Origin of the sequence: Pseudomonas sp. PAMC 26793 (genome assembly GCF_000313235.1) — a bacterium.
Lineage (GTDB): Bacteria > Pseudomonadota > Gammaproteobacteria > Pseudomonadales > Pseudomonadaceae > Aquipseudomonas > Aquipseudomonas yamanorum.
The window spans coordinates 445,878-464,583 of the sequence record NZ_AMXG01000038.1; the positions used below are offsets into that span (position 1 = coordinate 445,878).

The 18,706-nt window shown below is 61.1% G+C and carries 16 protein-coding genes; 12 read left to right on the forward strand and 4 right to left on the reverse strand.

Annotated elements, in window-relative coordinates:
* The first annotated feature begins 46 nt into the window (after window positions 1-46).
* The 11 genes from rpsF (at window position 47) to D109_RS0119525 (ending at window position 14,664) form a co-directional block, all read left to right on the forward strand.
* Window positions 47-469, forward strand: a complete 423-nt coding sequence (gene rpsF, locus D109_RS0119475; protein WP_003217491.1) for a 30S ribosomal protein S6 — start codon at window positions 47-49, stop codon at window positions 467-469.
* A gap of 28 nt (window positions 470-497) precedes the next feature.
* On the forward strand, window positions 498-728 hold the full coding sequence (gene rpsR / locus D109_RS0119480) for a 30S ribosomal protein S18 (RefSeq protein ID WP_002551829.1): 231 nt from the start codon (window positions 498-500) through the stop codon (window positions 726-728).
* Between the two features lie 36 nt (window positions 729-764).
* Window positions 765-1,652 (forward strand): hypothetical protein, encoded by an 888-nt coding sequence (locus D109_RS0119485; protein WP_026078088.1) that lies wholly within the window; start codon window positions 765-767, stop codon window positions 1,650-1,652.
* Between the two features lie 18 nt (window positions 1,653-1,670).
* On the forward strand, window positions 1,671-2,117 hold the full coding sequence (rplI, locus tag D109_RS0119490) for a 50S ribosomal protein L9 (protein WP_003171376.1): 447 nt from the start codon (window positions 1,671-1,673) through the stop codon (window positions 2,115-2,117).
* A gap of 135 nt (window positions 2,118-2,252) precedes the next feature.
* A complete protein-coding gene (dnaB, locus tag D109_RS0119495) occupies window positions 2,253-3,647 on the forward strand; it encodes a replicative DNA helicase (protein ID WP_003217484.1) in 1,395 nt (464 codons plus the stop codon).
* A 99-nt stretch (window positions 3,648-3,746) separates the two neighbouring features.
* Window positions 3,747-6,050 carry a YgiQ family radical SAM protein gene (locus tag D109_RS0119500; RefSeq protein ID WP_026078089.1) on the forward strand — a complete coding sequence of 768 codons (2,304 nt, stop codon included), beginning with the start codon at window positions 3,747-3,749 and terminating at the stop codon, window positions 6,048-6,050.
* A 221-nt stretch (window positions 6,051-6,271) separates the two neighbouring features.
* Window positions 6,272-7,204, forward strand: coding sequence for an NAD synthetase (locus tag D109_RS0119505; RefSeq protein WP_017478350.1), 933 nt, complete (start codon window positions 6,272-6,274; stop codon window positions 7,202-7,204).
* Window positions 7,201-7,650, forward strand: coding sequence for a hypothetical protein (locus tag D109_RS0119510; protein WP_017478351.1), 450 nt, complete (start codon window positions 7,201-7,203; stop codon window positions 7,648-7,650). The genes D109_RS0119505 and D109_RS0119510 overlap by 4 nt, the downstream gene beginning before the upstream one ends.
* A gap of 187 nt (window positions 7,651-7,837) precedes the next feature.
* Entirely contained in the window at window positions 7,838-11,128 is a 3,291-nt protein-coding gene (locus tag D109_RS0119515; protein ID WP_017478352.1) for a DUF2126 domain-containing protein, read from the forward strand.
* A gap of 159 nt (window positions 11,129-11,287) precedes the next feature.
* Window positions 11,288-13,774, forward strand: coding sequence for a circularly permuted type 2 ATP-grasp protein (locus D109_RS0119520; RefSeq protein ID WP_017478353.1), 2,487 nt, complete (start codon window positions 11,288-11,290; stop codon window positions 13,772-13,774).
* Window positions 13,774-14,664 (forward strand): transglutaminase family protein, encoded by an 891-nt coding sequence (locus D109_RS0119525; RefSeq protein WP_017478354.1) that lies wholly within the window; start codon window positions 13,774-13,776, stop codon window positions 14,662-14,664. Before D109_RS0119520 ends, D109_RS0119525 begins: the two co-directional genes overlap by 1 nt.
* 130 nt (window positions 14,665-14,794) lie before the next feature.
* Here D109_RS0119525 and D109_RS0119530 read toward each other — a convergent pair whose 3' ends face one another.
* Entirely contained in the window at window positions 14,795-14,974 is a 180-nt protein-coding gene (locus D109_RS0119530; protein WP_017478355.1) for a hypothetical protein, read from the reverse strand.
* A 68-nt stretch (window positions 14,975-15,042) separates the two neighbouring features.
* A complete protein-coding gene (locus D109_RS0119535) occupies window positions 15,043-15,630 on the reverse strand; it encodes a TIGR00730 family Rossman fold protein (RefSeq protein WP_017478356.1) in 588 nt (195 codons plus the stop codon).
* Between the two features lie 337 nt (window positions 15,631-15,967).
* Here D109_RS0119535 and azu point away from each other — a divergent pair, with 337 nt between their 5' ends.
* On the forward strand, window positions 15,968-16,414 hold the full coding sequence (gene azu / locus D109_RS0119545; protein WP_008439083.1) for an azurin: 447 nt from the start codon (window positions 15,968-15,970) through the stop codon (window positions 16,412-16,414).
* 143 nt (window positions 16,415-16,557) lie between these two features.
* Here the strand turns inward: azu and nadE are convergent, their stop codons facing one another.
* Window positions 16,558-17,385, reverse strand: coding sequence for an ammonia-dependent NAD(+) synthetase (gene nadE / locus D109_RS0119550; protein ID WP_017478358.1), 828 nt, complete (start codon window positions 17,383-17,385; stop codon window positions 16,558-16,560).
* 3 nt (window positions 17,386-17,388) lie between these two features.
* On the reverse strand, window positions 17,389-18,603 hold the full coding sequence (gene pncB, locus D109_RS0119555) for a nicotinate phosphoribosyltransferase (RefSeq protein ID WP_017478359.1): 1,215 nt from the start codon (window positions 18,601-18,603) through the stop codon (window positions 17,389-17,391).
* Between the last annotated feature and the right edge of the window lie 103 nt (window positions 18,604-18,706).

The following is an 18,706-nucleotide window of genomic DNA, read 5'->3' on the forward strand; positions in this document are numbered from 1 at the left end:
GTCTGACCGTTTTTGAGCGGCAGGCTACAACCCGTAAGGAGCATTCATGCGTCATTACGAAATCATCTTTTTGGTCCACCCGGATCAAAGCGAGCAAGTCGGCGGCATGGTAGAGCGTTACACCAAGCTGATCGAAGAAGACGGCGGCAAAATCCACCGTCTGGAAGATTGGGGCCGTCGTCAACTGGCCTATGCAATCAACAATGTTCACAAGGCTCACTACGTGATGCTGAACGTTGAATGCACTGGCAAGGCCCTGGCCGAGCTGGAAGACAACTTCCGCTACAACGATGCAGTGATCCGTAACCTGGTCATCCGTCGCGAAGAAGCCGTTACCGGCCAATCCGAGATGCTCAAGGCTGAAGAAAACCGCAGTGAGCGCCGTGAGCGTCGCGACCGTCCTGAGCACGAAGGCGCTGAAAGCGCTGATAGTGATGACAGCGACAACAGCGATAACGCTGACGAGTAATCCACGGACCTTTTAAGGAGCCTATCAAATGGCACGTTTCTTCCGTCGTCGTAAATTCTGCCGCTTCACCGCTGAAGACGTGAAGGAGATCGATTACAAAGATCTCAACACTCTGAAAGCCTACGTATCCGAGACCGGCAAAATTGTTCCAAGCCGCATCACCGGTACCAAAGCTCGTTATCAGCGTCAGCTGGCCACCGCTATCAAGCGCGCCCGCTTCCTGGCCCTGCTGGCCTACACCGACAGCCACGGCCGCTGAGACCGGGCAGTCGACAAGTAGTAAGGGATTGAATGCATGCGCGCCTTAGCTGAGTTCATCATGCGCGGTCGTGTGCAGGCCACTCTCGTAGTGGCTGGATGTGCAGCATTGCCGTTGTTGTATTGGTTGGGTGCTGCCGCGGGTTGCCTTGTGCTCCTGCGGCGCGGTTTGAAGGACGCCCTTGGCGTTCTTGCCCTGGGAATACTGCCGGCCTTGGTCTGGTGGTTGAAGTTCGATGATCCACGGGTACTTCTGGTACTGCTCGGTTCATCGGCCCTTGCGTTGGTTTTACGCGCAAGTGAGTCCTGGGTCCGTACGCTGCTGGTCAGCGTGGCATTGGGGTTGGTGTATTCACTGGCGCTTGGCGCGGCTTTCCGCCCGCAAATCGAGGCGCTGGCGCAGGAGATCATAAAGATCCTGCCGCTGGCCCTCGGGGATCTCTACCAGCAGTTATCGGTAGAGGAGCGAGCGCGCTTCGCGTCAGTGGTTGCACCGATGCTGACCGGCCTGATAGCGGCACTGTTGCAGATTGTCAGCGTGCTGAGCCTGATTCTTGGGCGTTACTGGCAGGCGTTGTTGTATAACCCGGGTGGTTTTGGTCGCGAATTTCGCAGTATCAGAATCCCCGCTGGACCGGCGATGTTGCTGCTGGCGTTCATGGTGGTCGGGCCGACGTTTGGCCTGGCGCTGTTGGTGCCGTTGTGCAGCGTACCGCTGGTATTCGCCGGGCTATCCCTGATTCATGGGCTGGTGGCGCAAAAGCGACTGGGCAGATTCTGGCTGGTGGGGTTGTACGTGACGCTGTTGCTGTTCATGCAGCTGATCTATCCGTTACTCGTGGTCTTGGCCATTGTCGACGGCCTGATTGATTTTCGCGGTCGTCTGGCGCCGAAAGACGCCGATAACGCGAACGGTGAAGGTTAAAAGTTAGAGGATTTTCACATGCAACTGATCCTTCTGGAAAAAGTCGCCAACCTGGGCAACCTGGGCGACAAAGTGAACGTTAAGGCCGGCTACGGTCGTAACTACCTGCTGCCATACGGCAAAGCCACCGCTGCAACCGCTGCCAACCTGGCTGCGTTTGAAGAGCGTCGTGCTGAGCTGGAAAAAGCAGCAGCAGACAAAAAAGCTTCGGCCGAAACTCGCGCTGCCCAACTGGCTGAGCTGGAAGTGACTATCACTGCCACCGCCGGTGACGAAGGCAAGCTGTTCGGTTCGATCGGCACCCACGACATCGCTGATGCACTGACCGCCTCCGGCGTTGAAGTGCAGAAGAGCGAAGTTCGTCTGCCGAACGGCACCATCCGCAACGTTGGCGAATTCGATGTAGCCGTGCACCTGCACGCTGAAGTCGAAGCAACCGTACGCGTTGTTGTGGTAGCAGCTTAAGCAGCACCAAACTGACTGGCACCTCGCGTGCCGGGCGGTTAACATCGGGCACGATCCTGTTCACAGGTCGTGCCTTTTGTTTTTCTGGCTTTTGTTTTTCTGTAGCCCCTGATTCTCCAACTATTCCAAGTGGCCATGAACGATATCTCCGCACCTGAGCAATATGACCTGCAAACCGCCGCCCTGAAGGTGCCGCCACATTCCATCGAGGCCGAACAGGCCGTGCTCGGTGGTTTGATGCTGGACAACAACGCCTGGGAACGCGTGCTGGATCAAGTCTCGGACGGCGATTTCTACCGTCATGACCACCGCCTGATCTTCCGCGCCATTGCCAAGTTGGCCGACCAGAACTCACCGATCGACGTGGTGACCCTGGCCGAGCAATTGGACAAGGAAGGCCAGACGTCCCAAGTGGGCGGCCTGGGTTACCTGGGCGAGCTGGCGAAAAACACGCCATCGGTCGCCAACATCAAGGCCTATGCGCAGATCGTCCGTGCGCGGGCCACGTTGCGCCAACTGATCGGCATCGCCACCGAGATCGCCGACAGCGCGTTCAACCCGGAAGGCCGTACCGCTGAAGAGATTCTCGACGAAGCCGAACGCCAGATCTTCCAGATCGCCGAGGCCCGGCCGAAAACCGGTGGCCCGGTCAGCGTCAACGACCTGCTGACCAAGGCCATCGACCGTATCGATACCCTGTTCAACACCGACAACGCCATCACCGGCCTGTCCACCGGCTACACCGACCTCGATGGCATGACCAGCGGCCTGCAGCCTGCGGACTTGATCATCGTCGCCGGCCGTCCGTCCATGGGTAAAACCACCTTCGCCATGAACCTGGTGGAAAACGCCGTGTTGCGCAGCGACAAGGCCGTCCTGGTTTACTCCCTGGAGATGCCAGGTGAATCGCTGATCATGCGTATGTTGTCGTCCCTGGGTCGCATCGATCAGACCAAGGTGCGTGCCGGTCGCCTGGAAGATGACGACTGGCCGCGCCTGACCTCGGCGGTCAACCTGCTCAATGACCGCAAGCTGTTTATTGATGACACCGCGGGCATCAGCCCTTCGGAAATGCGCGCGCGTACCCGACGCCTGGTGCGGGAGCATGGCGACATTGCCCTGATCATGATCGACTACCTGCAGTTGATGCAGATCCCGGGTTCCAGCGGCGACAGCCGGACCAACGAGATTTCCGAGATTTCCCGCTCGTTGAAAGCCCTGGCCAAGGAATTCAACTGCCCGGTGGTTGCCCTGTCGCAGCTCAACCGGTCCCTGGAGCAACGCCCGAACAAACGCCCGATCAACTCCGACTTGCGGGAATCCGGAGCGATCGAGCAGGATGCTGACGTGATCATGTTTGTTTACCGGGACGAGGTGTATCACCCGGAGACCGAGCATAAAGGCATCGCCGAAATCATCATCGGTAAACAGCGTAACGGGCCAATTGGCACCACGCGCCTGGCCTTTATCGGTAAATACACCCGCTTCGAAAACCTGGCGCCGGGCAGCTACAACTTCGAAGACGAGTAAAAAGCCGTCCCGCCAATTCCGACTGCAAAGGTCGGAATTGGTCAAAATTTGTGCTATATTCCGCGCCCGCGATTTTTCATCTCAACACCGGTCACCGTCATGCAAACAGCCAAGCCGTTATTTGACTATCCCAAGTACTGGGCCGAATGTTTCGGTCCTGCGCCATTCCTGCCCATGAGCAGGGAGGAGATGGATCAGCTTGGCTGGGATTCATGCGACATCATCATCGTCACCGGTGACGCGTACGTGGACCATCCGTCGTTCGGCATGGCAATCATCGGCCGGCTGCTGGAGTCCCAGGGCTTTCGCGTCGGGATCATTGCCCAGCCCAACTGGCAGTCCAAAGACGACTTCATGAAGCTCGGCGAGCCGAACCTGTTTTTCGGCGTCGCGGCCGGCAACATGGACTCGATGATCAACCGCTACACCGCCGACAAGAAAATCCGTTCCGATGACGCCTACACCCCCGGTGGCATGGCTGGCAAACGTCCGGACCGCGCGAGCCTGGTCTACAGCCAGCGCTGCAAGGAAGCCTACAAGCACGTGCCGATCGTGCTCGGCGGCATCGAAGCGTCCCTGCGCCGCATCGCCCACTACGACTATTGGCAGGATCGCGTTCGTAACTCGATCCTGATCGATGCCTGCGCCGACATCCTGCTGTACGGCAACGCCGAGCGGGCCATTGTCGAAGTTGCCCAGCGCCTGTCGTGGGGCCACAAGATCGAAGACATCACCGACGTGCGCGGCACCGCGTTCATTCGCCGTGACACGCCTGAAGGCTGGTACGAGGTGGACTCCACCCGTATCGACCGTCCGGGCAAGATCGACAAGATCATCAATCCGTACGTGAACACCCAGGACACCCAGGCCTGCGCCATCGAGCAGGAAAAAGGCCCGGTTGAAGACCCGGAAGAGGCCAAGGTCGTACAGATCCTGGCCAGCCCGCGCATGACCCGTGACAAGACGGTGATTCGTCTGCCGTCCGTGGAAAAAGTCCGTGGTGACTCGGTGCTGTATGCCCACGCCAACCGCGTGCTCCACCTGGAAACCAACCCGGGCAACGCCCGTGCTCTGGTACAGAAGCACGGCGAAGTGGACGTGTGGTTCAACCCACCGCCCATTCCCATGACCACCGAAGAAATGGACTACGTGTTCGGCATGCCTTACGCCCGTGTTCCACACCCGGCGTACGGCAAGGAAAAGATCCCGGCCTACGACATGATCCGCTTCTCGGTGAACATCATGCGTGGCTGCTTCGGCGGCTGCACCTTCTGCTCGATCACCGAGCACGAAGGCCGGATCATCCAGAACCGTTCCGAAGAGTCGATCATTCGCGAAATCGAAGAGATCCGCGACAAGGTGCCAGGCTTCACCGGCGTCATCTCCGACCTCGGCGGCCCGACCGCGAACATGTACCGCATCGCCTGCAAGAGCCCGGAAATCGAATCCGCGTGCCGCAAGCCATCCTGCGTGTTCCCGGGCATCTGCCCGAACCTGAACACCGACCACTCGTCGCTGATCCAGCTGTACCGCAGCGCCCGTGCGTTGCCGGGTGTGAAGAAGATCCTGATCGCTTCCGGCCTGCGCTATGACCTCGCGGTCGAGTCGCCGGAGTACGTCAAGGAGCTGGTGACCCACCACGTCGGTGGCTACCTGAAGATCGCCCCGGAACACACCGAGGAAGGTCCGCTCAACCAGATGATGAAACCGGGCATTGGCAGCTATGACAAGTTCAAGCGCATGTTCGAGAAGTACACCAAGGAAGCGGGCAAGGAGCAGTACCTGATTCCTTACTTCATCGCTGCCCACCCGGGCACCACCGATGAAGACATGATGAACCTGGCCCTGTGGCTCAAGGGCAACGGCTTCCGCGCCGACCAGGTGCAGGCGTTCTACCCGTCGCCAATGGCCACCGCCACGGCGATGTACCACTCGGGCAAGAACCCACTGCGCAAGGTCACCTACAAGAGCGACGCGGTGACCATCGTCAAGAGCGAAGAACAGCGCCGTCTGCACAAGGCCTTCCTGCGCTACCACGACCCGAAAGGCTGGCCGATGCTGCGTGAAGCCTTGACCCGCATGGGTCGTGCCGACCTGATCGGGCCGGGCAAGGAGCAACTGATCCCGTTGCACCAGCCGGCCACCGACAGCTACCAGAGCGCCCGTCGCAAGAACTCGACGCCGGCTGGCAGCCACAAGGTTGCGAAGGAAACCACCACCAGGATCCTCACCCAGCACACCGGCCTGCCGCCCCGTGGCAGTGACGGCAGCAACCCGTGGGACAAGCGTGAGCAAGCCAAGGCCGCGGCCATGGCGCGCAACAAGCAGGCCGCCAAGGAACGCACTGACGCCGCCAAGGGCAAAGGCAAGAAGCCAGCCCGCAAGCCGGTCGTGCCGCGTTGATCGCAGCCTGAATCGCAAAACGCCAGCCTCGTGCTGGCGTTTTGCTTTCTAGCGGGTGGGTAGCCTGTTTGTTAAGGTGGCGCCCATTAAATCGCCTTCGCGAGCAAGCCCGCTCCCACACTTGACCGGGTTCCGGCAGGGGAATGCGGTCAAATGTGGGAGCGGGCTTGCTCGCGAAAGCGTCAGTTCAGTCACCACCCATTTTCAAGGAAGAACACCCCATGAGCAGCCCCCTGCTTGGCATCGGCATGGACTCCAACCGCTCCCAGTTCATGGCCCGCCAGCGCATCGAAAGCCAGATCAACCTGCCACGCCTGTTTGCTGCCATCGACGCCGATCCCGGCATTGTGGGGGCGGGCGTGGTGTATATCGATGCTGACTTCAATGTCGTCACCCTGCGCGAATTCAAACCGATTTGCAGCATCAGGCCCAAGCGCATCATTTTGCGTGAGGCGCAAAAATACATAGCCCCCGCACAGTTTGTGGAGCAGGTGAAGACCAACCCTCGGGAAGGGCGCCTCATGAGCGAGACGTTCGATATGGGGTTGTCATGCTCCGCTGCTGTGATCGGCTGGATCGTTGTCTTCAGCGGCAGCGTTGCCGTACCGTTTACGGCGGGAGCCAGTGCCTTTGTGGTCGGCATTGGTGTGACGGCGGCGCTGGCCAGCAGCGCGCAATGTGGGTTTGGCGTAGCGCGTACCTACAACGAAATCCTTGACCCCGATGCCAATGACCGTATGGATGACGCCGAATGGTACGGCGCTGTTTCCCCCATCCTTGATGCCGCTTCTTTGGTGGGGATCGGCACCGGCGCACTGACGACGGTGAGATTGCTCAAGGCCAACAAGGCCGCGGCGTTGGGCAAGAGTTGGTACGAGCTGCTCAAGGGCTTGAGCCGCCAGGAACGCAAGAAGTTGACCAAGGAACTGCTGAGCCTGAGGGATCCCAGCCTGACGCCCAAGTTGCTCAAGTTGCAGCAGCGCACAGGCAAGCTGACGAAGAGTTTCAGCTCCACCGAAATTCGCCACGCAACCCTGACCCAAATGAAAGATGCACTGGGTGGCATATTAGGCCTCACCGGCAGCTATCGTTCCGGGAATGTTGGCGCCGCCAGCACCCTTGCAATTGGCTTGTACGAGGACCTGACGGAATGAACGGTTTTCCCGACATGGGCAGTTTTCTCGCACGCTATTTCCCGGTGTTCATGGGCACCATCTTCATGGCGATCTTTTCCGGGGCGTCTGCTGTATCCCTGGCGGGCGTGACTTATTTACGTGGCGTTGATCCGGGGCTCAAATCCAGCTACTCCGGGATTGCCATTCTGGTGTTGGTCACGGTGATAGTGTTTGGCAACGTAATGATCGCGCGCGGACGCTCGTGGGCCACCGGCTTGATGGCGGGTTACCTGGGATGTTGCCTGCTGTTCGTATTGCCGATGATTCAATACACCTCTCACGTGCTGGTCTATGGCTCGGCTGTACTCTTCCCGTTGTTGGGGTTATTGCTGCTCAACAGCAACCGCCACCGCGAAATGCGCCAGAAACTGCGCGAAGTGCGCCACCTGCGCGAAGCCGTGATCGCCAAGCACAAAGCACGGTGACTGGGTAGATTCACCACCCACCCTCACACTCCCGCCACAAATATGTGCAACCCTCGCACCACGACGGCAGCCATCGCGCCGTTTTGGTGCTGTACTGCACCGGGTCCCACGATAAAGCGTAATGACTGCTGCTCTGGCATAAGTCTTGCGCGCTTTGTTTTCATGCCCTGGCTCGCAGGAGGCCGCCGTGTCGATTCATGTCGCGTTGCACCACGTTACGCATTACCGCTACGACCGCGCGGTCGAGCTCGGCCCACAGATTGTTCGTCTGCGTCCGGCGGCTCATAGCCGCACGCGGATTCTGTCCTATGCGCTGAAGGTGCTGCCGGAGCAGCACTTCATCAATTGGCAACAAGACCCCCAGGGCAATTACCTGGCGCGTCTGGTGTTCCCGGAAAAGACTGACGAGTTGCGCATCGAAGTCGACCTGGTCGCGGAGATGGCGGTATTCAATCCGTTCGATTTCTTCCTGGAACCCTACGCCGAAAAAATCCCGTTCAGCTACGCCGCCGATGAGCAGCGCGAGCTGGCGCCGTACCTGGAAACATTGCCCCTGACCCCGAGATTCGCCGCGTATCTGGCGGGTATCGACCGCACGCCGTTGCCGGCGGTGGATTTCCTGGTGGGCCTCAACCAGCGCCTGGCCGCCGATATCGGTTACTTGATCCGCATGGAACCAGGCGTACAGACCCCGGAATTCACCCTCGAAAACGCCTCCGGTTCCTGCCGGGATTCGGCATGGTTGCTGGTGCAACTGCTGCGTAATCTCGGGTTGGCGGCACGCTTTGTGTCCGGCTATCTGATCCAGCTGACCGCCGACGTCAAAGCCCTCGACGGCCCGTCCGGCACTGAGGTGGATTTCACCGACCTGCATGCCTGGTGCGAAGTGTATTTGCCCGGCGCCGGCTGGATCGGTCTCGATGCCACCTCCGGCTTGTTCGCCGGTGAAGGGCATATCCCGTTGGCTTGTAGTCCTGATCCTTCCTCAGCAGCGCCCATCAGTGGCCTGGTGGAACCCTGCGAGTGCGAATTTACCCACGAGATGTCCGTAGAGCGGATTTGGGAAGCCCCACGGGTTACCAAGCCCTACACCGAAGAGCAGTGGCTGGCCATCCAGGCCCTGGGCCGGCAGATCGACGGTGACCTGCTCAAGGACGACGTGCGCCTGACCATGGGCGGCGAGCCGACCTTTGTCTCCATCGACGACCCCGACGGTGCGGAATGGAACACCGCCGCTCTCGGCCCGGACAAACGCCGATTGTCTGCCGAGCTGTTCCAGCGCATGCGCAAGCACTACGCGCCCAAGGGCCTGGTGCACTTTGGCCAGGGCAAGTGGTACCCCGGCGAACAACTGCCACGCTGGTCCCTCAACTGCTACTGGCGCCGCGACGGCGTGCCGATCTGGCACAACAGCGCATTGATCGCCGATGAGCAACAAAGCTATGGCGCCGACGGCGTGATGGCCGGGCGTTTTCTGGCCAGCGTCGCCGAGCGCCTGAAACTGCCTGCGCAGTTTGTATTCCCGGCCTACGAAGACAATTTCTATTACCTGTGGCGCGAAGGCGCCTTGCCGCAGAACGTCACCGCCGAAGATCCGCGCCTGGAGGACAAGCTTGAGCGCGAACGCCTGCGCAAAGTCTTCAGCCAAGGCCTGGATAAAGTCATCGGCCAAGTGCTGCCGCTGGCACGTACGGCGGCCAATGACCGCTGGCAGAGCGGCCGCTGGTACCTGCGGGACAACCATTGCCGCCTCGTGCCGGGTGATTCGCCCCTGGGTTATCGCCTGCCACTGGCCTCGCAGCCGTGGGTGACGGCGGCGGACTATCCGTTCGTACATCCCACCGATCCCAACCAGGACCTGGCCGACTTGCCGACCCCCTCACAGTTGCAAAGCCACGGTGAGTCGGCCGCCAGCAAAGACCGCATTCCGAAGATCGACGAATCCGCCGACTGGCTGACCCGCACCGCCCTGTGTGCCGAAGCGCGGGAAGGCCGGCTCTACTTGTTCATGCCGCCGTTGGAGCGGGTGGAGGATTATCTGGAACTGGTGGCGGCCATCGAGGCCACCGCTGAAGAGCTGCATTGCCCGGTACTGCTGGAAGGCTACGAGCCACCAAGCGACCCACGCCTGAGCAACTTCCGGGTGACACCGGACCCGGGGGTGATCGAGGTCAACGTGCAGCCGTCCGCCACCTGGGACGAGTTGGTGGAGCGCACCGAGTTTCTCTACGAGGAAGCCCGGCAAACCCGCCTCACCACTGAAAAATTCATGATCGACGGCCGCCACACCGGCACCGGCGGCGGTAACCATTTTGTGCTCGGTGGTGCCACGCCGAAGGATTCGCCGTTCCTGCGGCGTCCCGACCTGCTGCGCAGTTTGATCAGCTACTGGCATAACCACCCGTCGTTGTCATACCTGTTTTCCGGCCTGTTCATCGGCCCGACTTCCCAGGCTCCACGGGTCGACGAAGCGCGTAACGATGCGCTGTACGAGCTGGAAATTGCCTTCGCCCAAATGCCCGAAGTGGGCGAAGAATGCCCGCCCTGGTTGGTGGACCGCCTGCTGCGCAACCTGCTGATCGACGTCACAGGCAACACCCACCGCGCCGAGTTCTGCATCGACAAGCTCTACTCGCCGGACGGCGCCACCGGCCGCCTGGGCCTGCTGGAACTGCGCGCCTTTGAAATGCCGCCTCACGCGCGCATGAGCCTGACCCAACAACTGCTGTTGCGGGCACTGGTCGCGCGCTTCTGGCGTGAACCCTATGCGCCGCCAAAGCTGGCGCGCTGGGGCACGGAATTGCACGACCGCTTCCTGCTGCCGCACTTTATCGAGCAGGATTTTGCCGACGTGATCGTCGAGCTGAACGCGGCCGGTTATCCGCTGCGGGCTGAATGGTTTGCCGCGCACCTGGAATTCCGTTTTCCCAAGGTCGGCGACTATGCCGTCAGCGGTATCGAACTGGAGCTGCGCCAGGCCCTGGAACCCTGGCACGTGCTGGGCGAGGAGGGCGCGGTGGGCGGCACGGTGCGTTACGTTGACTCGTCCCTGGAGCGCTTGCAGGTCAAGTTGAGCGGCCTGCCGCCCCAGCGTTACCTGCTGACCTGCAACGGCATCCCGGTGCCGTTGCAACCCACCGGGCGCGTGGGCGAGTTTGTGGCTGGCGTGCGCTATCGCGCGTGGCAGCCGGCCAACTGTTTGCAGCCGACCATCCCGGTGCATGCGCCGCTGGTGTTTGACCTTTTGGACACGTGGATGCAGCGCTCGCTGGGTGGTTGCCAGTACCATGTCGCCCACCCGGGCGGACGCAATTACGACAGCCTGCCGGTGAATGCCAATGAAGCTGAAAGCCGGCGGATGGCACGGTTTTTCCGTCTGGGACACAGCCCCGGGAAATTGCCGGTGCCGAGTGTGGTGATCAATGATGAATTGCCGATGACCCTGGATTTACGGCGCTTCCCCAATAAGAATGACTAAATGCGATTCAAAATGTGGGAGCGGGCTTGCTCGCGAATACGGTGTATCAGAAACACGTTAAGTGACTGACACTCCGCTTTCGCGAGCAAGCCCGCTCCCACAGTTGGATCGCGTGGTTTGTGAGTTAATCTGACTTCCCTTGCCCCTGCCGAGCGTTCCATGCCCGATTTGCTCGACCGTTACCCGCTGACCGCGGGCACTTATCACGAACTGCTGGACGACAGCGGCGCGGTTCGTGCCCATTGGCAGCGCCTGCTCGATCACCTGCAACGCAGCACCCCGGCGCAACTGGCTCAGCGCCAGGCCTTGCTGACCCGGCAGATCCAGGAAAACGGCGTGACCTACAACGTCTACGCCGACCCCAAGGGCGCCGATCGCCCCTGGGAGCTGGACCTGTTGCCCCACGTGCTGGCCGCCGATGAGTGGAAGCAACTCTCCGCCGGCATCGCCCAGCGTGCGCGCCTGTTGAATGCGGTACTGGCCGATCTCTATGGCCCGCAACGTTTGATCGCCGAAGGATTGCTGCCGGCAGAACTGGTGTTCGGCCATAACAATTTCCTGTGGCCGTGCCAGGGCATCCAGCCGCCCGACGGCGCGTTTCTGCACCTGTACGCCGTGGACCTGGCGCGTACGCCGGATGGCCGCTGGTGGGTGACCGCCGACCGTACCCAGGCCCCGTCCGGCGCCGGTTATGCTTTGGAAAACCGCACCATCGTGTCCCGCGCCTTCCCGGACCTGTACCGTGACTTGCAGGTGCAGCACCTCACCGGGTTTTTCCGCACCTTGCAGGAAACCCTGGCCCGCCAGGCGCCGAGCGACGACCAGCCACCGTTGATCGTGCTGCTGACTCCGGGCCGCTTCAACGAAAGCTATTTCGAACATTTGTACCTCGCCCGCCAGCTCGGCTACCCGCTGGTGGAAGGCGGCGACCTGACCGTGCGCGACGCCACGGTGTACCTGAAAACCCTCAGCGGCCTGCGCCGGGTGCACGCGATCATGCGTCGCCTGGACGACGACTTCTGCGACCCGCTGGAACTGCGCACCGACTCGGCCCTCGGCGTGCCTGGCCTGTTGGACGCTGTGCGCCAAGGCAATGTGCTGGTGGCCAACGCCCTGGGCAGTGGCGTGCTGGAATCCCCTGGCCTGCTGGGCTTTTTGCCGAAGATCAATCAATTCCTGTTTGGCGAAGAACTGATCCTGCCGTCCATCGCCACCTGGTGGTGCGGTGAAGCGCCGGTGCTGGCCGAAGCCCTGGAAAAACTGCCGGAGCTGCTGATCAAGCCGGCGTTCCCGTCGCAAAGTTTCGCCCCGGTGTTTGGTCGCGATTTGAACGACGAACAGCGTGAGGCCCTGGCCGAACGCATGCGCGCGCGGCCTTACGCCTACGTCGCCCAGGAACTGGCGCAGTTGTCACAGGCGCCGGTCTGGCACACCGTCGACGATCACCTGCAACACCGCGCCATCGGCATGCGTGTGTACGCCGTAGCCAGCGCCGGCGGTTACCGGGTTTTGCCCGGTGGCTTGACCCGCGTGGCAGCGGAAGCCGATGCCGAAGTGGTGTCGATGCAGCGCGGCGGTGCAAGCAAGGACACCTGGGTGCTCGGCGAACGCGCCCTCGGCACCGAGCAATGGCGCGCCCAGCGGGCCATCGGCGCCCACGACCTGGTGCGGCGTGATCCGTACCTGCCGTCGCGGGTGGTGGAAAACCTGTTCTGGTTTGGCCGTTATTGCGAGCGCTGTGATGACAGCGCGCGCTGGCTGCGGATCGTCCTCGCCCGCTATGTCGACGGAGACGACCCGCTGGCGCTGCAGGCGGCCGTTGAGCTGGGTGAGAACCTGCGACTGTTGCCGGAGGAGGGCGAATTGCCTGAGCGGCTTCAGGCGGCGTTGCTCGGTGATGACTGGCCGTCGAGCCTGCGGGCTAACTTGCAGCGTTTGCAGTGGGCGGCGTCCCAGGTGCGCGGCAAGCTGTCCCGGGAAAACTGGCAGGCGCTGGTGGAGTTGCAGCGCGAAGCCCTGGAGCTTGAGAGCGAAGAACCGGACTTCGGCGAACTGCTGGATTTCCTCAACCGCCTGGTGATGTCCCTCGCGGCGCTGTCGGGCTTTGCCCTCGACGACATGACTCGCGACGAAGGCTGGCGTTTCTTGATGATGGGCCGGCGCATTGAGCGCCTGCAGTTTCTCAGCAGCAGCCTGGCGGCGTTCCTGCGCGGCGTGGCGGTGTTCGATCAGGCCGGGCTGGAATGGTTGCTGGAACTGGGCAACAGCAGTATCACCTATCGATCGCGCTACCTCGCGGTGCCGCAATTGATCCCGGTGCTGGACCTGTTGCTGCTGGATGAGCAAAACCCCCACGCGGTGCTGTTCCAGCTGAAGCTGGTGAGCCGCACCTTGCGCCGCTTGAATGACGATTTCGGCGTGCCCCGGGAAACCGGACTGGCGCCATTGGTGGAGCGCCTGGCGCGCTTTGACCTGGGTTGCCTGGAGAACCCGCTGTTCGGCGAGTCCAGCGTGCGCGCTGCGCTGGACGGCCTGGCCGACCTGCTGCAAGCGGTGGCCGATGAAAGCGGGCAAGTCTCCGACCGCCTGGCCTTGCGCCATTTTGCCCATGTGGACGATGTCAGCCAGCAAACGGTGTCTGTGTGATGAGTGCCCGCTACCAGATTTTCCACGATACCCATTACCACTACGACAGCCCGGTGTCCCTGGCCCAGCAGCTGGCGCACCTGTGGCCGCGGCCTTGCGCGTGGCAGCGTTGCAGCTCGCAGCAACTGGAGATCAGCCCCGAGCCGACCTCGCGCCGGGATGAGCTGGACGTGTTTGGTAACCCGATCACCCGGCTGGCGTTCGAGCGGCCCCATGATGAACTGTTGGTCAACGCCGGGCTGACGGTGGAAGTGCTGGCGCGGCCGGTGCTGGATTTCAGCCTGTCGCCGGCCTGGGACCAGACCCGCAACGGCCTGACCTACAGCAGCCAGCCGCTGTCGGCCGAAGTGATCGAGGCCTGCCGCTATCGGTTCGAATCGCCCTATGTGCATTTGAAGAAAAGCTTCGTCGAGTTCTCCGAAGACTGTTTCCCGGCCGGTCGCCCGTTGCTGCTGGGTGTACAGGCGCTGATGGAAAAGATTTTCAGCGAGTTCACCTTCGATGCCGAGGCCACCCAGGTCGCCACGCCGCTGGTGGAAGTGCTGGAGCGCCGGCGCGGCGTGTGCCAGGACTTCGCCCACCTGATGCTCGCGTGCCTGCGCTCCCGGGGCCTGGCGGCGCGGTATATCAGTGGTTACCTGCTGACCCAGCCACCGCCCGGCCAGCCACGGTTGATCGGCGCGGATGCGTCCCACGCGTGGGTATCGGTGTTTTGCCCGGTGTCGGGTTGGGTGGATTTTGATCCGACCAACAATGTGCAGCCGGCACTGGAACACATCACCCTGGCCTGGGGCCGGGATTTTTCTGATGTTTCGCCGTTGCGAGGGGTGATTCTGGGGGGAGGGAGCCATGACCCGGAAGTGCGGGTGACGGTGATGCCGCTGGAGTAATGCACAAGATCGTTCCCACGCTCCGCGTGGGAATGCCTGCTGTGACGCTCTGCGTCACCCTGCACATATCTCAAATCGGGACGCGGAGCGCCCCAGGATGCATTCCCACGCGGAGCGTGGGAACGATCACCTATTCAGCGTCTTTCGGTGCTTCGGTGTCATCTGTAGCCACTGTACCTTCAGCATCCGGGTTCAGTGCACCGGCTTCTTCGTCGGCTGCAATTTTCTTGCGCTGCAGCTTTTCCTCTTTCTTCTGCTCTTTGGCCAAGTCTCTCTGACGTTTGGCGAAGGAGTAATTAGGTTTTGCCATGGGCGATCCTCTGGGGTCGAAGGTGAGGTTGAGCGGCGCGTATTCTGCCTTTAATCGCGTCCCAAGGGTTAATCGGGTTTTTGGTCCACCCATTTGGGCAAGACCAGCGGTTGCCAGGCATCCAGTACGTCAAGCAGCTCAGCCGGCGATTCGCTCATTTGCAGCATGGCACGATGCGGGGCCCGGACGAAGCCTTCGCCGACGATATGATCAAGAAAATCGGTCAACTTGCGGTAAAAGCCGTTCACTTCGAGCAAGCCCAGCGGTTTGCCGTGGTAGCCGAGCTGGCCCCAGGTCCAGACTTCGAACAGTTCTTCCAGGGTGCCCAGGCCGCCCGGCAGCGCAATAAAGGCGTCGCTCAGCTCGGCCATGCGGGCCTTGCGGGCGTGCATGCCGTCGACCACTTCCAGGCGGGTCAGGCCTTTGTGGCCGATTTCGAGGTTTTTCAGGCTTTCGGGAATAATCCCGATCACTTCACCGCCGGCTTCCAGGGCGGCATCGGCGACGATACCCATCAGGCCCACGGCGCCACCGCCGTACACCAGGGTCAGCTTGCGCTCGGCCAGCGCGCGCCCGAGGGCTACGGCTGCTTCACGGTAGGCCGGGTGGGTGCCGCTGCTGGCACCGCAAAACACACAGACAGACTTCAAGGACATACCTGACTCCACTCAGTTGTGGCTAAAGAGTAAAGGCTGGCTTGCGTCTCTCAAAGGATTAAACCTCGCGTTGAGGCGTTTCGTAGGTGCCGCTGGCGCCACAGGCATAGGCGGCAAGCAGGCTGCGGAACAGGCTATTGAGGGGCATGGCTCGGACTCCGGAAGGGTGATGGGCCGATCATAGGCCGGCATCCGGACTTTGGCCGGTAGATTGTGTCGATGAGTCTGATAGCCTGAAGTTGTATACAATCTGTTGATGCAGATCATAAGAATTCCCGCCTGCCTCAGGCACCCTTGTCGCAATATGCGTTTTTTAAACCCTGCCCTGGAGATTCACATGTTTGCCAAACTCGTTGCTGTTTCCCTGCTGACTCTGGCTAGCGGCCAGTTGCTTGCTGCAGAGTGCAAGGTCACTGTCGACTCCACTGACCAGATGTCCTTCAACACCAAGGCCATCGAAATCGACAAGAGCTGCAAGACGTTCACCGTTGAGTTGACCCACTCCGGCAGCTTGCCTAAAAACGTCATGGGCCATAACTGGGTGCTGAGCTCCGCCGCCGACATGCCTGGGATCGCCAGCGACGGCATGGCCGCCGGTATCGACAAGAACTACCTGAAAGACGGCGACACCCGCATCATCGCCCACACCAAGATCATCGGTGCTGGCGAGAAAGACTCCGTGACCTTCGATGTGTCGAAGCTGGCGGCAGGCACTGACTATGCGTTCTTCTGCTCGTTCCCAGGCCACATCTCGATGATGAAAGGCACTGTGACCCTGAAGTAAGCAATTTTCAGGCAAAAAAAAGCGCCCGTCGGGGCGCTTTTTTTGGGCTGTGGGCAAGCTCCCTCGCCACAGCAAGCTCCTTCACCACAGCAAAGTCCCTCAGCACAACAAGCCCTTTTGCCACAATGAACGGCTACGTCAGCTCAGGGTGCAAACGGCATCACCCGCTTGTGCTCGGTCTTGCGATAGGTGTCGCAGATGATCTTGAAGGCTTCCTCGCGCACCGGCTCGCCGTGCAGGAACGCATCGATCTCGGCATAGGTCACGCCATGGGACGCTTCGTCCGGCTTGCCCGGCGACAGGTCTTCCAGGTCAGCCGTCGGGATTTTCTCCACCAACGATTCCGGTGCACCAAAGTGCCGGGCAATCGCGCGTACCTGGTTCTTCACCAGCCCGCTCAGCGGCGCCAGGTCGCAGGCGCCATCACCGAACTTGGTGAAAAAGCCCATCACGGCTTCCGCCGCATGGTCGGTACCGATCACCAAACCACCGGCCGCGCCGGCGATGGTGTACTGCGCCACCATGCGCATGCGCGCCTTGGTGTTGCCCAGTACGAAGTCCCGGGAGACGGCGGCCTTGCCTTCAAACGCTGCCACTTCATTGGCCAGGGCTTTCACCGCCGGGCCGATGTTCACCGTGTGGCGCTCGTCGGGTTCGATAAAGTCCACGGATGCCTGGGCGTCGTGTTCGTCGAACTGGGTTTCGTAGGGGAGGCGCACCGCGATAAAGCGGTAGGCGTCGTCTCCCTTGGCAGCACGCAACTCTTGCATCGCACGCTGGGCCAGCAGGCCGGCGGTCAGGGAGTCGACGCCGCCGCTGATGCCCAGCACCAACGTCTTGAGGCCTGAATTGAGCAGGCAGTCCTGGATAAAGGTAACGCGCCGGGCGACCTCCGCCTCAAGGGCGGCCTGGTCCTTGAACGGTGGTTGGACCTTGAGCTGTTCAGCAATCTGGCGCTGTACGGCTTGCATGATTCACTCCTTGCTGGGTAGGGCAGGTACTTTGAAAACGTGGCGCAAATAGGCGACAAAGTTCGGATCGGTGCAGTGGGTCTTGCCCGCTTCATCGGAAATCTTCGCGACGGGCTGGCCATTACAGGCAGTCATTTTAAGCACGATGCTCATCGGTTCCACACCGGGAATATCACAGGTCAGGTTGGTGCCGATGCCGAAGCTCACATTGATCCGACCACGCAGCGCGCGGAAAATCTCCAGCGCCTTGGGCAGCGACAGGCTGTCGGAGAACACTAGGGTCTTGCTCATCGGCTCGATCCCCAGCTTGTGATAGTGGGCGATTGCCTTTTCGGCCCATTGCACCGGGTCACCGGAGTCGTGGCGCAGGCCGTCGAAGAGCTTGGCGAAGTACAGGTCGAAATCGCCGAGGAACGCATCGGTGGTGATGCAATCGGTCAGGGCGATGCCCAGCAGGCCACGGTACTCGCGCACCCAGCAGTCGAGGGCGGCGATCTGGCTGTCGATCAGCCGCGGGCCGAGTTGCTGGTGGGCCATGATCCATTCGTGGGCCATGGTGCCCAGCGGCTTCATGTTCAGCTCGCGGGCCAGGTGCACGTTGCTGGTGCCGACAAAACGCCCGGGGAAATCGTGCTTGAGCACGTTCACCACTTCTTCCTGCACGCGGTAGGAGAAGCGCCGACGGGTGCCAAAATCCGCCACCTGCAATTCGGAAAGTTCTTCGACGCTGGCATTCGCCGTCAGCCAGTCGAACTTGCGATACAGCTGCTCGCGGGCCTGTTCGAGGATCACGGTCTGGTAGCGATAGCGGTTACGCACTTCGCTGACGATGGCCAGCATCGGCACTTCAAACAGGATCACATGCAGCCACGGCCCGCGCAGGCGGATAAACAGCTCGCCGTTTTCGATGCCGGTGTGCACGTAGCGCAGGTTGAAGCGAAACAACCCGAGGAAGCGCAGAAAGTCCGGCTTCATGAAGCTGATGCGCTCCAGGAAACCCAACTGGTCGGGGCTCAGGCTCAGCTCGGCGAGGCGCTCGATCTGGTAGCGGATCTCCGCCAGGTACGGACGCAGGTCTTCACTGTTACGGCAACGAAACTCCCATTCAACTTCCACGTTCGGGTAGTTGTGCAGCACCGCCTGCATCATGGTCAGCTTGTAGAAGTCGGTGTCGAGCAGGTTCTGCACGATGCGATCGGCAAACACACTCTCGCTCATAACGGGAATCTCCAGACGGGTCGGCGATGGGCACCGACCTTTACGCACAATTAAGGAATGGCGCTAGTGGCGCATAGACCTGTGCTGTTTTGCCAGTGTTTTT

Coding starts and splice junctions, on each gene's coding strand:
- rpsF (WP_003217491.1), top strand. CDS start 47: ATGCGTCATTACGAAATCATCTTTTTGGTCCACCCGGATCAAAGCGAG.
- rpsR (WP_002551829.1), top strand. CDS start 498: ATGGCACGTTTCTTCCGTCGTCGTAAATTCTGCCGCTTCACCGCTGAA.
- D109_RS0119485 (WP_026078088.1), top strand. CDS start 765: ATGCGCGCCTTAGCTGAGTTCATCATGCGCGGTCGTGTGCAGGCCACT.
- rplI (WP_003171376.1), top strand. CDS start 1,671: ATGCAACTGATCCTTCTGGAAAAAGTCGCCAACCTGGGCAACCTGGGC.
- dnaB (WP_003217484.1), top strand. CDS start 2,253: ATGAACGATATCTCCGCACCTGAGCAATATGACCTGCAAACCGCCGCC.
- D109_RS0119500 (WP_026078089.1), top strand. CDS start 3,747: ATGCAAACAGCCAAGCCGTTATTTGACTATCCCAAGTACTGGGCCGAA.
- D109_RS0119505 (WP_017478350.1), top strand. CDS start 6,272: ATGAGCAGCCCCCTGCTTGGCATCGGCATGGACTCCAACCGCTCCCAG.
- D109_RS0119510 (WP_017478351.1), top strand. CDS start 7,201: ATGAACGGTTTTCCCGACATGGGCAGTTTTCTCGCACGCTATTTCCCG.
- D109_RS0119520 (WP_017478353.1), top strand. CDS start 11,288: ATGCCCGATTTGCTCGACCGTTACCCGCTGACCGCGGGCACTTATCAC.
- D109_RS0119525 (WP_017478354.1), top strand. CDS start 13,774: ATGAGTGCCCGCTACCAGATTTTCCACGATACCCATTACCACTACGAC.
- D109_RS0119530 (WP_017478355.1), bottom strand. CDS start 14,974: ATGGCAAAACCTAATTACTCCTTCGCCAAACGTCAGAGAGACTTGGCC.
- D109_RS0119535 (WP_017478356.1), bottom strand. CDS start 15,630: ATGTCCTTGAAGTCTGTCTGTGTGTTTTGCGGTGCCAGCAGCGGCACC.
- azu (WP_008439083.1), top strand. CDS start 15,968: ATGTTTGCCAAACTCGTTGCTGTTTCCCTGCTGACTCTGGCTAGCGGC.
- nadE (WP_017478358.1), bottom strand. CDS start 17,385: ATGCAAGCCGTACAGCGCCAGATTGCTGAACAGCTCAAGGTCCAACCA.
- pncB (WP_017478359.1), bottom strand. CDS start 18,603: ATGAGCGAGAGTGTGTTTGCCGATCGCATCGTGCAGAACCTGCTCGAC.